The sequence below is a fragment of the Flectobacillus roseus genome (genome assembly GCF_030056595.1).
Taxonomy (GTDB): Bacteria; Bacteroidota; Bacteroidia; order Cytophagales; family Spirosomataceae; genus Flectobacillus; species Flectobacillus roseus.
Genome location: NZ_JASHIF010000012.1, coordinates 89,923 through 104,895 on the forward strand (window position 1 = coordinate 89,923; position 14,973 = coordinate 104,895).

A 14,973-nucleotide genomic window follows, 5' to 3' on the forward strand; every position below is an offset into this window, starting at 1 on the left:
TGATATGTCAGTTTTAAAAAAATTGGCGGGCGAAACCGCATCTTATGGAATTTCTACCATTTTGGGGCGTTCGCTCAATTTCCTGTTAGTATTTATTCATACAGCAGCATTTTTACCTGAAGATTTAGGGATCAATGTCAAGCTATACAGTTATGTGGCCGTAGCCAATATTCTTTACACTTATGGCATGGAAACGGCTTTCTTTCGCTTTGCCGCCGAAGACAAGACTCGTTACTACAATCTCATACAAACAGCTTTATTGGTTACCAGTACCATTTTTTCAGGAGTATTAATTCTGTTTTCGTCCTCAATCATCTCAAGTTTAGGCTATCCACATCGTGAGTTAGACCTGATTTGTTTGGCTGTACTTATTTGGATTGACTCAATTACTGCCATTCCGTTTGCACGCTTACGATTAGAAAAAGCCACTAAAAAATTTGTTACTGCCAAGATTATCAACATCCTACTCAATGTTGGGCTCAACATATTTTTCTTATTAGGTCTGAAAAAAATCTCAGAGGGAGACTATCTAACATTTTTACAGCCTCTAGCTCAAATGCTATATATTGCCTCGATTGGTGCAGGCTATATCATTATTGCCAACCTTTTGGCCAATATGTCGTATATCTGGTTATTAAGAAAAGAAATCTTTGATTACAAATTTGAATTTGAGTGGCCACTTTTCAAAGAACTTTTGGTATATGCTTACCCTATTATGATTATGGGCTTGGCAGGAATGGTCAATCAGGTTTTTGACAGAATTCTGTTAGAGCAATTTTTACCCGAAAACTTTTATCCAGGCCGTACCTCGCGCCAAGCCTTAGGAATTTATGGCAATGCTTATAAACTTTCTATTTTTATGGCTTTGTCTACACAAGCCTTCAGATATGCAGCCGAGCCTTTTTTCTTATCAAAAAATAAAGATAAAAACTCTACTGAAACTTTGGCTGAAGCTACCAAATGGTTCACCATCGTTTGTATTTTTATCTGGCTGGGCGTATGTCTTAACCTTGACTGGCTCAAAAAGTTATTCTTACGCAAGGCCATTTATCAAGAAGGCATTACGGTTGTTCCTTTGTTGCTCTTGGCAAATTTATTCTTAGGAGTATATTACAATATTTCTGTTTGGTTTAAGTTAAATAACAAGACCTATTTTGGCACGATTATTACTTTTATAGGTTTGGCAGTCACGGTGATTTTAAACATTGTTCTAATTCCCAAACTTGGATACATGGGATGTGCATGGGCTTTTTTGATTTCATGCTTTACAATGACCCTGCTATGTTATTATTGGGGACAAAAGTATTACCCTGTTCCATATAGAATCAAATCGGCAGTTGGGTATATTGTCAGTGCGGGGGCGCTAATTTATTTTACATTATCAATACCAATCGCAAACCTTTGGATTTCTATCCCCTATCACGCCTTGCTATTGGTTTTATATACAATTGGAGTAATTGTTGTGGAGCGTAAAACTGTACTTCCTGAAAAATGGCAAAAACGCTTTAATTTGAATTAAAATGGTCATTTTACCTAGAGATTTTGGGCATTCAACCCAAAGAAAAACCATTCAATAAAAAAAGGCTGATAATTGCTCAATTATTTAAGAGAAAATTAAGAAATTTGTATTAGTTTTAGTTTTTTGTAATACATAAGACTATTTTCTTCATACAACCCGATTAACACAGTAATTCTTACTTTATTCAAAATCCATTTTGCACATGACCGAATTTCAGATAAGAACCATTATTGATTCCTTAGAAGTAAAGCTAAGGAAATTGGTCATGGCCTACACTGAACTCAAGGATCAGTTGAAAGAGTCGCAAAAGGAAAAAGAATTACTCAAAAAGAAGATAATTGAGATGGAAAGAGATCATTTGGAATTACAGAAAAAATTAAACGAACAGTCTAAAAACTTTAAAAATTCAGATAAATTTACTAAGATTGTAGCAAACAATCTCAAAAACGCAGGTGACCCTGCCGAATTGAAGGAAAAAATCGACGAATATATTTTGGAAATAGATAAGTGTATTAGTCAACTAAGCGTTTAAAAATCTCTAGGTAACTGGATATAGCATATATCAATTTTATAGCTCAGACAAAGCCGAGACGGTATGAGTCATTAAAAATCCTAAACCAATGGCAGATAAAATCCCTTGCAATATCAATGTAGGTCTTAAGGAGTTCAACCTAATGGTAGGACGAGAGGAGGAAGAGTACGTTCGCAAGGCGGCAAAGTTGATTAATGAAAGAATGGATTTTGTGAGAGAAAAAGTTGGTCTCTCTGAATCATACGAACTACTCGCTTTTGTGGCATTAGATTACGCCATCGACAATCTAAAGTTTGACAATAAGCACTCTGATCTCCAAAAAACTGTAATGACCAAAATGTCAGAAATGGATACTCTTGTTGATTCCATTTTAAAGTAAAGTCTTAAAGTATATTCGTGTGCACTAAATGTTTTTGCTTTTATATACCTAATATTTCAAAAAGTATCCTTAAGCCAAAACATCAAGATAGATTATTTAATTAGAATATTTTGATACATTACCTTGCTTTACAGTCAGGGAATCAAGATATATTGTATTTTAATATCCCTATTTCATGGATATTGACTAATCTTCAGCTTTGATATTCCCCATCTTCGGTAATTTGCCTGTTTTAGTATTTTTTTTCACAATCGTTATTTAACTATTGATTAATGCTCGTTACTGAGCTTGATCCTCTAAGAAAGCGATTCTAAAACGGTATTCTAAAATGTTAACTCCAATCATTGCTGCTGTAGTTTCTCTTGTGGCAGGTATATTTCTTGGCAAAGTGATTTTTGCAAAAAATACACAAAAAATCGAAGATGAAGCTATCGCCAAAGCTTCAGATATTGTAAAAAATGCTGAGTCTCAAGCTGAAAATATTAAAAAAGATCGTATCCTCGAAGCAAAAGAGAAGTTCCTTAAGTTGAGAGCTGAGTTTGAAGATGACTCTAACAAAAAGAAACAAATTCTTATTCAAAACGAGCAAAAACTTAAAGAAAAAGAGCGTAGCATCCAACAATCAATGGAGCAAACTAAACGCCTCGAATCTGAATTGAGTAGTCAACGTCAATCGTTGAACGCAAAAGATGAGAACTTGAAGCGTAAGTTGGAAGAAGCAGATCGTAAGCGTGATGAAGCTGAAAAAATGTTGGCTTCACAAGTAGCTCAATTAGAGAAAATCGCTGGGCTTTCTGCCGATGAGGCTCGTCAACAATTGATTGATGCTTTACGCGGAGAAGCCGAAACAAAGGCCTCTTCTATTATCAAAAATACCATTGAAGAAGCGAAGCTGACAGCTACAAAAGAAGCTAAAAAGGTTGTTATTGAAACGATTCAACGTACTGCTGCCGAAAATGCAATTGAGAACTGTGTATCAGTATTCAATATTGAGTCTGACGATGTCAAAGGTAAAATCATTGGTCGTGAAGGTCGTAATATTCGTGCATTAGAATCGGCTACAGGTGTTGAATTTATTGTAGACGATACTCCAGAAGCGATTATCATTTCAGGTTTTGATCCTGTTCGTCGTGAAATTGCTCGTTTGTCACTACACCGTTTGGTACAAGATGGTCGTATTCACCCAGCTCGTATTGAAGAAGTTGTAGCTAAAACGAAGAAAAATATTGAGGAAGAAATCATCGAAATCGGTGAACGTACTGTAATCGATTTGGGTATCCACGGTTTGCATCCAGAGTTAATCAAGATGGTTGGTCGTATGCGTTTCCGTTCTTCTTACGGTCAGAACTTATTGCAACACTCACGTGAAGTAGCCAAACTTTGTGCAACCATGGCAGCTGAGTTAGGCTTAAATGCGAAGTTGGCTAAACGTGCAGGTTTGTTACACGATATTGGTAAAGTATGGCCAGAAGAAGCCGAATTGCCACACGCTATTTTGGGTATGCAATTGGCTGAAAAATATAAAGAGAACGTAGAAGTTTGCAACGCTATTGGTGCTCACCACGATGAAATCGAAATGACGTCGATGATCTCACCAATCGTTCAGGTATGTGATGCTATCTCTGGCTCTCGCCCAGGTGCTCGTCGTGAAATGATGGAATCTTATATGCGTCGTTTGAAAGAACTTGAAGAATTGGCAACAAGCTTCAACGGTGTTCAAAAATGTTATGCTATCCAAGCTGGTCGTGAACTACGTGTATTAGTGGATTCTGAAAATGTATCGGATGAAAAAGCAAGCATGTTGTCTTACGATATTTCTCAAAAAATCGAAAAAGAAATGCAGTACCCTGGTCAAATCAAGGTCACTGTAATTCGTGAAATGCGTGCTGTAAATTACGCAAAATAATTTCACACAATAAATTCATAAAAGCCTCATTAAACTATAAGTTTGATGAGGCTTTTTTATGCTAAACGACTTCACCCCAAATCCATGTAATTATTACTTCCTATGAAAACACACTTTCAATCATTATTTAAAAACCTAACCATTTTCATTGCTAGTTCGTGGTTGTTCTATTCATGTGTGAGTGTTTACACACCAAACAATACGAATACCAACACAAATACCAATACCAACAAGACCACTAATGTAGTTAAGGTGGTTAGTAATTTTCCAGAAAACTTTGACCAAGTAAGTAAAAACAAATATGAAACTGCAACCATTACTACCAACTCTGGTGACTGGTATTTTGAAAATGCCATGATGGGCAGTACTGATAATGACATCAAAAATGGAGCAAAAGCGATTCGTATCAAAGAGGATGGTTTGGTTCGTTTTGATACAGACTTGACATCAGGTATTTACCAAATTAAGCTCAAAGCTGGTCTTTATCAGTCGGACAAAACTGCTGCTTTTGAAGTTCGTATTTCAACCAACCGAGGAAATACTTGGAACAAAATCGGTAACACTATTACACTCGCTGATAAATTCCTCAAAGACTTTACCTTTACAGTAAACACTACTATTCCAACCAGATTTGAAATAGTAAAGGTGGATGGAACAAGTGGAAGATTAAACATCGACGATGTAAGCGTTTCAGCTTATTCGGGTAGTGTTACTCCTACTCCCAACCCATCACCTACTCCTACTCCAACGCCCAATCCGAGTCCAAAACCTAATCCAAAACCAGCTCCAAACAACGTAGCGACAAAGGACAACAATTTGTTGCTGGGCAACCCAAGCAATGCCATCAGCAATACCAGCTATTCGAATAATTTCTTGATGTTGAAAAACTCATATGCTTTATCTTACAACAAATCGAAAGCAACAGCCAATTGGGTAAGCTGGCATGTAAGTGCGGCATGGAAAGGCGACGCTCAAAGACAAAATGATTTCAGACCAGACAGTTCCCTTCCACAAGGTTGGTCTGCAGTCAATACCAGAGATTATACAGATTCGGGGTTTGATAGAGGACATATTTGTCCGTCAGATGATAGAGATGGAAGTGTAGAAGAAAATCAAGAAACATTTTTGATGACCAATATGATGCCTCAAGCACCAGATAATAATCGTGGCGTTTGGAAAAACTTAGAAGAATATGGACGCAGACTCGTAGAGCAAGGTTATGAATTATATGTCATTGCGGGTCCTTATGGACAAGGTGGCTCTGGTTCAAATGGTGAAGCTCAAACCATTGGAAATAAAAATACCATTGTAGTACCCAAATCAGTCTGGAAAATCATTGTAGTACTACCTGTAGGTCAAAACGATTTGTATCGAATTGGCACGGATACTCGTGTGATTGCTGTGAATATCCCAAATACCAACCAAGCTGGTGCTACTAATTGGCGTGACTATCGTGTATCGGTAGATGCCTTGGAAAAACTCACAGGTTTTGATTTCCTTTCAGACGTACCAAAAGATATTCAAAGTGTAATTGAAGCGAAAGTAGATAATAACTAAGCTGGCTTTAGGCTGTTTAAAGGCATGAGTGCTGATTACTGGACAAAACGAGAAAGTGTCATTCAGGTGTTTGTGCTTTTTCAATGATTTTTTAAACAGTTTCAAACTGTTTAAAAAATGAGTCCAAGACAAAGTCTTGAACTAGTAAATTCAATGTTGTTCAGTTAACAGGCATGAGTGATTTCTTTTAACCTAAGGTAATCACTCATGCACTCAATCACAAATCACTCAATAACAACGCTCTTCTCCCCCTCTCTTCCAAAAAATACAGGGAAATACATAAGCTCTATTTTGGCAGGATTCAGACTAAATTTGCCTGCAAAAGTGCTGGTTAGTTCTATCTCGTAGCGATATTTTCCTGCACGGATTTTGGTAAAATAATAGTTCTGCTTATTCTTATATTGCTCGATATAATAGCTGTTGTTAAACCAATAATTTTGCACTTCTTTAGTATAAATACAACCTGCAGGAATAGGCACTTCGAGCATGACATAGTCGGCATCTTTCTTAACTTCTATCTCTACAATCAACTTGGTTTTTTGAGCCGTTTTTAGTCTGGTTTTATTCCCTTCAAAATAGGTATTTACCACAAAATCAGATTCAACCTTTTGGGGATGAGTATTTTGTTTTTGCTCAAATACACTCACAAATACTGGTGCTGACGACAAACTCTTCACTTTGACTTTATCTTTTACCAGCATCTCTTTTTGGTATGGAAAAGTAGTTTCTACAGTTGTTTTTCCATCTATTTCTATTTGTAAGCTTGGCTTTGAAACCGTACCATCCACTTTTACATCTTTGCCCAAAATATCAAGTACCAAAGCACTCTCATACGTATTACGCCAGTAGCCTGTGTTATTTCGCACCTCATAAAAATACTGGCGAATCTTATTGAGTTTGCTTTCGTATCCACCTATTTGTCTGAGTATTTGATATACTTTTAAGGTATTCAAAAATTCATTTTCGTAAACAAATACTTCTCTTATACCGTAATAAATACCTCCCAAAATAGTCGTTTTTTCTTCTTTGAAAATATCCACCAAGTCTACTTTTTGACCTTGTGAAAGTAATAGCAGTTTGTAGTTAATTTTATCGGTCAGTATTTTTACAGAGTCGTATTTAGGTAAAAAAGCATTTACTTTCAGCAAGGTGTCAAGTTTTCTGAGTAAAAGAAGATTCTTTAGTTTTTCAGAAATAGACTTGTTATCTACTTGATATAATTCTTTTTGTGCATATAACTTAAAGTCAAACTTGACCTCAAACCCTTGTTTTTGCGCCTGATATAGTGTTTCTACTACGTGCTCAGAAATCCATAAAGACGTTGGTGCAATACCCCACCAACCCCATTTTTGCTCGGTATTGACATTGTTTAGTAGCTGAAAAACAATCTTCCTTACATCTTTTTCATAACTAAAAGCCTTTCCTTTTTGTATGTCTATGCGTTGCTGAAGCAAATAAGCTTTGAGCTTCGAAGCCAGTTGTTCATTGCAATAGTATTGGTAATTATGCAAATGCTTGATTTCTTGCTCATACACTTCCAGCGAAGTTGCCAAAGCCGAAATCTTCAGGCTAGATTGTTTGGTATTATAAGTCAAACTAGAGTCCTTTTCCAGTACCTTGAAAGTTCCTGTGGTTTCAATCGTTCCTTGTGCATATACGGGAACTTTGCGTTCCTCCGCATCTTGGATATTAGTTTGGGTTTTGATACCAAAATATAATGCAAGGGTATCTTTGGTAAATGCCTTTACAAATACTGAGTCCATTTTTGAACCTAGTACACTTATTTCGCTTGACTTGAGGGCTACTTCTTTTTGTTTAAACTGCGTTTTAACTTTCAAAGAGTCCGTCCTATAGTTTTTTACTTTTCCATAAACCTGCACGGAATCACCCTCTACCAAAAATCTAGGTACAGTAAGATTGGCTGAAACCGCCCTAAAACTTTTAATGACAGTCTGCTTCATCCCTGTTTGTCGATTGGCGCTTGTGGCAGCTATATGTGTGTTCCAAGTGGTAAGGTCATCAGGAAATTTCACTTTAAAATGAGCCTTTCCTTGTTGGTCAGTGGTTAGTTTAGGTTGCCAAAAGGCATCATCTTTAAAGTTTTTACGGATAGCTGGTGTTGCTTCTACTGCACCTTTTTTCTGTAATACATATACGCCTCCTTGGGCTCGTGAGCCATATAAAGCGGTAGCCGTTTGTCCTTTTAATACTTCTGATACTTCATATTCTCGATCATCATATTCATTAACTAGTTTGCCGTTGAGTACATACACAGGCGGAAAAGCTTGCATATCGCCATCAGTTTTAATTTCAGGGGGTAAAAATTTAAGACTTGAAGTACCTCGGATAGATATTCCAACTACCGCAGCCGTGAGTGCTTTTTTTAACTGAGCACCATACCCCACTACAACAACCTCATCTAAGTGTGTTTCACTCTCGAGAAGAGTAATATTATTCAAAATAGCATTTTTGACAATATATTCGGTAGAACCGTAGCCAATCGCAGATACCACTAAAACAGAGTTACGAGGACATATTAATCGATACTGGCCATGCTGATCTGTCATTACACCTTTTGTAGTACCTTTTATATTAATCGAAACTCCTGGGATAGGTTGGTTTTCTGAATCTGTTATGGTTCCAAAAATTGAATATTCTACTGTGTCAAATCTGTAATTAATGGGTGTCTCTAATTGATATATCTGCTTTAGTTGGTTAAGCTTATTGGTTTCAAATCCGTATAAACTTTGTAATACCAGACCATTCATTTTCTCTGATTTCTCGTTAGATTTTTGAATATCGTTATCTGAGATAAGTATAGCGTTCAGACCTCCTAAGTGCAGTTTTCGTACGGGTATTTCAGAAAAATCATTATTATTCCAAAGTAAGTAAAGTGTATATTCACACTGTTCTAGCTCATGCATCACCGATGTGCTTGCAGGATAAACACGAATAAAATTGGGTTCGTTATCTTTGAAAAGAATAATATGTTTTAGATATCGATTTTCTCTAAACGCTTTGTATAAGAGGTTTAGCTTCGTATGATTTTCAGTCGTTGTGGAGGGAACTTTGTATTGAGCTACAGGTTTAGCCTCTTTTTCCTTCTCTATTTTGTCTGTCAATAAAATTTCTTCTTCGGTCCATGCCACTTCGTCAAAATCTATATGAGTAGGTACGTCTTGAGCTTGATTAATATTTTCAGAAGAGTTAAAATTATAGCTTGTATAACTTTCATTTGGTTTCATTTTGATAATAGGAGCTAATACTTCATAGCGATATCCTTTTTCAAATTTGAACTCTAGTGAAGAAATGTTAGGTGCTAAAAAGTCAACTTGGGTTTCAAATACGGGACCTATGATTTGTTCCTCAGGTTGTCTCTTATCAATATAAAATACTCTTTCTTTTTGTTTGATATAGCTATTTTTAGGCAATGAAACCGTTTTTCTGATTGGCATCAACAAATCATTCAGCATAGCTAGCTCAGGTGGCGTGGCCATCGAACTCAAAGGCGTAACTTCTATATTTGGATGACCTTTAGTAGGGTCTATTCCTAAAATCGTTTTATGATTGGGTTTAAAGACCACATTGTTTAGCTCAACAATTTTGGTTGAGGTACGAATCAAAAGGTTGTGAGGCTGGTTGTCTGTCTGAAAGCTATATCTCTGTGACTGGGCAGCTAAACCCAAATACACGGGAACGTGGTCAACTACCAAATACTTGATGTCTTGGTATTCTCCATTTTCTATGATATATGGTGCAAACTCCGTTCGGTTTTCGGCAGGAATAGTAGCTGTAAACAAGCCATTTTGGGGAAATAAAAATTGGTAAAACAAGCTATCTCTCACAGCAAAGCGCTCCAGCCAATCTGGCTTTTTGATAATAGTGTTACGATACTGGACTCTATTATCCTTGGTAAAAAAATTATTAAAGACTTTCCGAGCTTTATAAGTTTTGCTATAATTCTTCAAATAGGTATCCGATGACTCCTTAAACTTATTCGTGAAAGCAAAGGCGGTAAGGTCAACATTAGGTTGTGGCTTGTCAAAAGCATCTTTAACCGAAACAGTCATATCCACCTCCTGCCCAGGCGAAATCACAGAGGAGGCGTCTAAGTCAAGTTGGAGTAATTTGTCTGAGAACCTGAAAACATCACTGGCTGTTTTGACTTTATCATTTGCGAGATAGTGATAAGCAATAGAGTAATCCCTTTTTCTTTTAGCATGAAAAGAGATACTTTTAGATGTCGTGTCGAAGCGTTCTTCCAGCTTTCGATTTTTGTAGTACAAAGCGTACCAATATGGCTTATGCTCAGGGTTTTGAATAGTTACTTGTAAAGAGTCTATATTTCTTGAGGCCGTAACACTAAAAGGTATTGCTGCTTGCCTTTGTTGTTTACTGCGAAGCTCTTCAGGAGTCCTATTACGAGAATAATAGTTTAAATAGGCTGTTTTGGAAAATACCTTATTATCTGCCGTTGTAAAATCGACTATGATTTGAAAACTTCCAGAAAAGTTTTTCTTCAAAGAATCAGGAAAAGTGATAGTTTCTTTGCCAGAAGCGGGCATATTTCCCGATTTTGTCCAATACAAGGTAGGGACAAATACCTGTTGAGTATCTATTTTAAAGATATGTTGCGTCTGAACTTTTAAGCTGTAGCGGGCGTCACTTATGGCGATACCATTTTCATCAAAAGCCGAAAGAGCCAATTGAATCGTATCGCTTTGATAATACGCATTTTCATCAATCTTTATCTCAAATAACTCAGCATTAAGAGCATAATCTGCAAATTGAAAGGATGTTGAAGCTAACTCATCTTCATCATCCATAAATCGTAAATATTGACTTTGGTCTAGTTTAAGCTTGAGACTATCTGCCAATACAAAGTATCCTTCAAACAAACCTTTGCTATAGGGCTTAAGATTAGTAATAACCTTTTTTGAATCCCCCCCGATTTTTACGTCCAAAAAGGGCTTATTGAGATAGCGCCCTTTTTTATCCATCAACACCACCTTAAAGCGAACAGTATCTTTGGGTAGGTATTTGGGTTTGTTCAGAAACACTACAGCGTTTTGTTGCCACTCTTCATATTTTCGCGCTAGCTTTTGCTCTTTTTTCTCCTCAAAATAGTCACTAAATCCCTCACGAAACATTGCCTTGATGTTTCGAACAAAAGTGGGTGGATTATGATACTTTATCCAATTGACAAGTGGAACGGTAAGATATTTCAGAGGAAAAGAATAGATTATACGATTTTTGAGTTTTTTGGCATAAGAAGGATAGTTTGTTGTTATGATTTCATAATAACTTTCACCTTCATAATCAATTTGTAATAAGCCTTTATTATGGCGTTTGGGAAGCTGATAAAGCCCTTTTTCAGTTGAAAATTTCACTTTTTTACCTTCCAAAAATACCTGCGCATTATTGAGAAAACGATTATTATCCTCAATCAATACCACATTAAAATCAGATTGATTGTTGAGTATTTGTAGCTTAAAAGGGCGATTTTCTAGGAGCTCTAATCTCAATCGATCGTGGTCGAGTGAAGCAATGAGGTAGTTTCCTGATTTCTTAAAAGATTCATCCAGAGCTACGGTATCTACACAATTGTTGAAATAAGATGAATCTACTGTACCCAAGCCATTGAGGGTGATATTCTTGATTTGCAAGCTATTGAGCGCATAAACCAGCCGATAATGACTTTCTTTCGAAGTCTTGTGAAGTAATTGAGCCAGTCCAATCTGAGAAAATGATAGGATTAGACATAGAACTGTCAGGTGTTTTTTCATAGAGATTTTGGTATATTGTATGTGTTTTCAAAGATAATCAAAACGAACAAATAGGTTTAAAATCGTTTTTTTGATAAACTATTTGAATTTAAAGGCTTGCTTTTAGAATGCAAAAAATAAAGATATTTTAGCAATATAAGTTATTTAGGGAGTGTAAGCTATCAAAAATAGAAATAGATTTTTCAATAAACATTCATCAACTATGATTGAAATAAAGGTGCCTCAGAGTGCAGAACAGTGGGAAAAATATTATGATTTGCGTTTTAAAATCTTACGTGAACCATGGGGACAGCCCAAAGGCAGCGAGGTGCTCAAGGACGAAGACGAAGCAACTCATGCTATGGCTGTAGATACTGAAAGTGGGCAAATTTTGGGCGTAGCTCGTTTGCAAAAAAATAGCCCGACCGAAGGACAAGTTCGTTGTGTGGCAGTATCCAACGAAGCCCAAGGCAAAGGAGTTGGTAAACTTTTGATGGCTTATTTGGAAGAAGCTGCTCGTCAACAAGCCATGACGCAGATTGTACTGGATGCCCGTCAAAATGCCGTTGCTTTCTACAAAGCCATTGGTTATACCATTATTGCAGATTCGTATTTGCTTTTTGGTGAAATACCTCATTTTAAGATGACAAAGGATATTTAGTATTATTGAAGTCCATAAAGACGCAATATATCAACGCCAACAAGTGGTATCTATTCTGTAATTTTTCAAACTAAACCAAAAACTAGTTAACTGAAAATCAAAACAATAGCAATTATATTTTTAGACTATTTCCAAGAAATAATCTTCACTCAGAATAGCTTTTTACCAAAGATATATCGTAACTTTGTAAAAATTAGTACTTCATAGCTCGGCCAAGGTCGAGCTATCGACTTTTACAACCATGACATTCGAAGATTTAAATATCAATACGTTCTTATTAAATGCCCTCAATGATCTAGGGCTCACAGAACCCACTCCCATTCAAGAGCAGGTTTTCTCGGTAGTAATGTCGGGAAGAGATGTTTGTGGAATTGCCCAAACTGGTACGGGAAAAACCTACGCTTATTTGTTGCCCGCTCTACGACTTTATCAATTCTCCAAAGAAAAACACCCTCAGATTATCATTTTGGTGCCTACTCGTGAGTTGGTTGTGCAAGTGATGGAATCTGTAAAAGCGCTTACCACTTATATGACGGTGCGTACTGTGGGGATTTTTGGTGGGGTAAATACCAAACCTCAAACGGCAGAATTACTCCAAGGAGTAGATATCTTGGTAGCAACACCAGGGCGTTTGGTGGACTTTTTGATGAATGGAACCATTAATCCAAAAAATGTAAAACGTTTGATTATTGATGAGTTTGATGAAATGCTTAACTTGGGTTTCCGTGCTCAATTGACAGTAATTTTTGACAAATTACCTTCAAAACGTCAAAACTTGCTTTTCTCAGCTACGCTTACCAAAGATGTTGAAACCTTGGTCGAAACGTTCTTTAACTCCCCTGTTCGTATTGAAACAGAAGCGGTTGGCACGCCACATCAGAACATTACACAGTCTTATTACTTTGTTCAGAGCTTTTACACGAAAGTAAACCTTTTGAATCTTTTGTTAAAAAATGAAAAAAGCATGACGAAGGTATTGGTATTTGTGGCCACCAAAAAGTTAGCAGACACTTTGTATGAACAATTGGAAAAAACCCTTCAACACAAGGTAGATGTCATTCACTCAAACAAGAATCAAAACCACCGTTTCAATAGCGTTGGCTTATTTGAGTTGGGCTATTGCCAAGTATTGATTGCAACTGATATTATTGCCAGAGGTTTGGATATTGATGAAGTTACGCACGTAATCAACTTTGATATGCCAGATATGCCTGAAAACTATATTCACCGCATCGGACGTACAGGTCGTTATGACAAAAAAGGGATTGCGATTTCTTTTGTTACTAAAAATGAGGTTGAATACTTGAAACAGGTAGAAACGCTCATGAACACAGAGTTGCCTATTTTAGATTCGCCAGAAGGTTTAATGATTTCAGAAAAATTGCTAGAAGAGGAAATACCAAAGGCAAAAATGAAGTTTATTACCAAACTTCCTGAGATTTCTGACAATAGTGCTTATCATGACAAGACGGATAAAAATAAAAAGGTAAACGTAAGAAGAGACCACAAAGCCGAAATGAAGCGCAAATACGGTAAGTCTTACGAAAACCGTTCTCGTAAATCGTAAGAGAGAGAGCGTTTTATTCTCCAAGTTTTTAATCAAAAAAGGGTTCGGAAAATATTTTCCGAACCCTTTTTTGATTAATAGCCAATGAACTTCTATTGCTTAAAGCAGGCAGTTCTATTTTTGAATTTTTACGTCAAAAACTACTTTTCCTTGGGCGTAAGCCGCTGTCCCTTTCGTGATTGACTTTACGCGAATCAAGCCTTTCTTCACTTTGGTTCCTGAGCCTTTTGAGTAAGCGTAAATTTTACCTTCTTTTACCAAAACTGATTGTTTGGTTGAAGAAATACTTAAAGCTTGTAAAGTAGTGTTATTTGCTGCATCGAAGTCGATTCCTACAGGAGCTTCTTGGAAATAAGTAGCATTGCCACCCGCTGTCGAAGAGCCTCCACAATCAGTATTTGATGCAGGTACAGTGGTCGAATATCCTTGTAAAACTCTTTCTGGATTTGACAAAAATTGTGGTTCATCGGCAGTACGAGTCGAAGCATAAGTAATATCCACAAATTTGATATTTGAATCAATGTCACACACTTTGTACACAACGCCTGTTGAAGAAGCAAAACGTGAGCCTAAATCATTGCTTTGTGCACCGAGCTCGATATTATTCCAAGAAGCAATTTGTTCTTCTGCTCCAATAGAAATTTTAAGGGTTTTACGAGAAATTGCACCACTATTATCTTGTACATCAAAATGAATATAGTTTACACCAGTACTCGCCGAAACGGTATATTCAAACGTTTGTGTTTGTTCGTCTACATTTTTCAATTTTACCTCAAATAAAGGTTGGTCGGTAGTACCACGATAGTTAGCTTTGTCGGCTACATATACACGTGCTACACGAGGCTTACCACCATCTGGTGATTTTTTGATTAATAGCGTTACGGTTACGTTATCGCCCGAGCCTGCCAATACTTCTGGATTCGCATTGAGTGTTGGGTCGGTAAAGCTTACATCCAATTTACCTGTAGCCGCAGGTAGTTCATTGTTTGGGCCAGGTGCTACCACATCAGGAATGGTATTACATGAATAAAGAACGGCAAAAGAGGCTAAGAATAGAATTAAGAAAGCAATTTTTTTCATGATTTTT

Annotated in this window: 9 protein-coding genes; 7 read left to right on the forward strand and 2 right to left on the reverse strand. The window is 36.8% G+C overall.

The window, feature by feature from the left end; all coding sequences use genetic code 11:
- Positions 1 to 4: 4 nt before the first annotated feature.
- The 5 genes from QM524_RS15680 (at position 5) to QM524_RS15700 (ending at position 5,893) form a co-directional block, all read left to right on the forward strand.
- Positions 5 to 1,519: an oligosaccharide flippase family protein gene (locus QM524_RS15680; RefSeq protein WP_283345295.1), complete on the forward strand. Its 1,515-nt coding sequence runs from the start codon at positions 5 to 7 to the stop codon at positions 1,517 to 1,519.
- 202 nt (positions 1,520 to 1,721) lie between these two features.
- Positions 1,722 to 2,051, forward strand: coding sequence for a hypothetical protein (locus QM524_RS15685; protein ID WP_095160210.1), 330 nt, complete (start codon positions 1,722 to 1,724; stop codon positions 2,049 to 2,051).
- A gap of 88 nt (positions 2,052 to 2,139) precedes the next feature.
- Positions 2,140 to 2,430 (forward strand): cell division protein ZapA, encoded by a 291-nt coding sequence (locus QM524_RS15690; protein WP_095160211.1) that lies wholly within the window; start codon positions 2,140 to 2,142, stop codon positions 2,428 to 2,430.
- 328 nt (positions 2,431 to 2,758) lie between these two features.
- Positions 2,759 to 4,336 carry a ribonuclease Y gene (gene rny, locus QM524_RS15695; protein ID WP_095160212.1) on the forward strand — a complete coding sequence of 526 codons (1,578 nt, stop codon included), beginning with the start codon at positions 2,759 to 2,761 and terminating at the stop codon, positions 4,334 to 4,336.
- A 102-nt stretch (positions 4,337 to 4,438) separates the two neighbouring features.
- On the forward strand, positions 4,439 to 5,893 hold the full coding sequence (locus QM524_RS15700; protein ID WP_283345296.1) for a DNA/RNA non-specific endonuclease: 1,455 nt from the start codon (positions 4,439 to 4,441) through the stop codon (positions 5,891 to 5,893).
- Between the two features lie 224 nt (positions 5,894 to 6,117).
- Here QM524_RS15700 and QM524_RS15705 read toward each other — a convergent pair whose 3' ends face one another.
- Positions 6,118 to 11,679, reverse strand: coding sequence for a carboxypeptidase-like regulatory domain-containing protein (locus QM524_RS15705; RefSeq protein ID WP_283345297.1), 5,562 nt, complete (start codon positions 11,677 to 11,679; stop codon positions 6,118 to 6,120).
- A 202-nt stretch (positions 11,680 to 11,881) separates the two neighbouring features.
- Between QM524_RS15705 and QM524_RS15710 the strand changes: the two genes are divergently transcribed.
- Both QM524_RS15710 and QM524_RS15715 read left to right on the forward strand, forming a co-directional pair.
- The gene (locus QM524_RS15710; protein WP_283345298.1) at positions 11,882 to 12,319 is read left to right on the forward strand and encodes a GNAT family N-acetyltransferase; all 438 of its coding nucleotides are present in this window, start codon (positions 11,882 to 11,884) and stop codon (positions 12,317 to 12,319) included.
- Between the two features lie 241 nt (positions 12,320 to 12,560).
- Positions 12,561 to 13,886, forward strand: coding sequence for a DEAD/DEAH box helicase (locus QM524_RS15715; protein ID WP_283345299.1), 1,326 nt, complete (start codon positions 12,561 to 12,563; stop codon positions 13,884 to 13,886).
- Positions 13,887 to 14,000: 114 nt separating this feature from the next.
- Here QM524_RS15715 and QM524_RS15720 read toward each other — a convergent pair whose 3' ends face one another.
- The gene (locus QM524_RS15720; RefSeq protein WP_095160217.1) at positions 14,001 to 14,966 is read right to left on the reverse strand and encodes a hypothetical protein; all 966 of its coding nucleotides are present in this window, start codon (positions 14,964 to 14,966) and stop codon (positions 14,001 to 14,003) included.
- Positions 14,967 to 14,973 lie beyond the last annotated feature (7 nt).

Coding starts and splice junctions, on each gene's coding strand:
- QM524_RS15715 (WP_283345299.1), top strand. CDS start 12,561: ATGACATTCGAAGATTTAAATATCAATACGTTCTTATTAAATGCCCTC.
- QM524_RS15705 (WP_283345297.1), bottom strand. CDS start 11,679: ATGAAAAAACACCTGACAGTTCTATGTCTAATCCTATCATTTTCTCAG.
- QM524_RS15690 (WP_095160211.1), top strand. CDS start 2,140: ATGGCAGATAAAATCCCTTGCAATATCAATGTAGGTCTTAAGGAGTTC.
- QM524_RS15685 (WP_095160210.1), top strand. CDS start 1,722: ATGACCGAATTTCAGATAAGAACCATTATTGATTCCTTAGAAGTAAAG.
- rny (WP_095160212.1), top strand. CDS start 2,759: ATGTTAACTCCAATCATTGCTGCTGTAGTTTCTCTTGTGGCAGGTATA.
- QM524_RS15710 (WP_283345298.1), top strand. CDS start 11,882: ATGATTGAAATAAAGGTGCCTCAGAGTGCAGAACAGTGGGAAAAATAT.
- QM524_RS15720 (WP_095160217.1), bottom strand. CDS start 14,966: ATGAAAAAAATTGCTTTCTTAATTCTATTCTTAGCCTCTTTTGCCGTT.
- QM524_RS15680 (WP_283345295.1), top strand. CDS start 5: ATGTCAGTTTTAAAAAAATTGGCGGGCGAAACCGCATCTTATGGAATT.
- QM524_RS15700 (WP_283345296.1), top strand. CDS start 4,439: ATGAAAACACACTTTCAATCATTATTTAAAAACCTAACCATTTTCATT.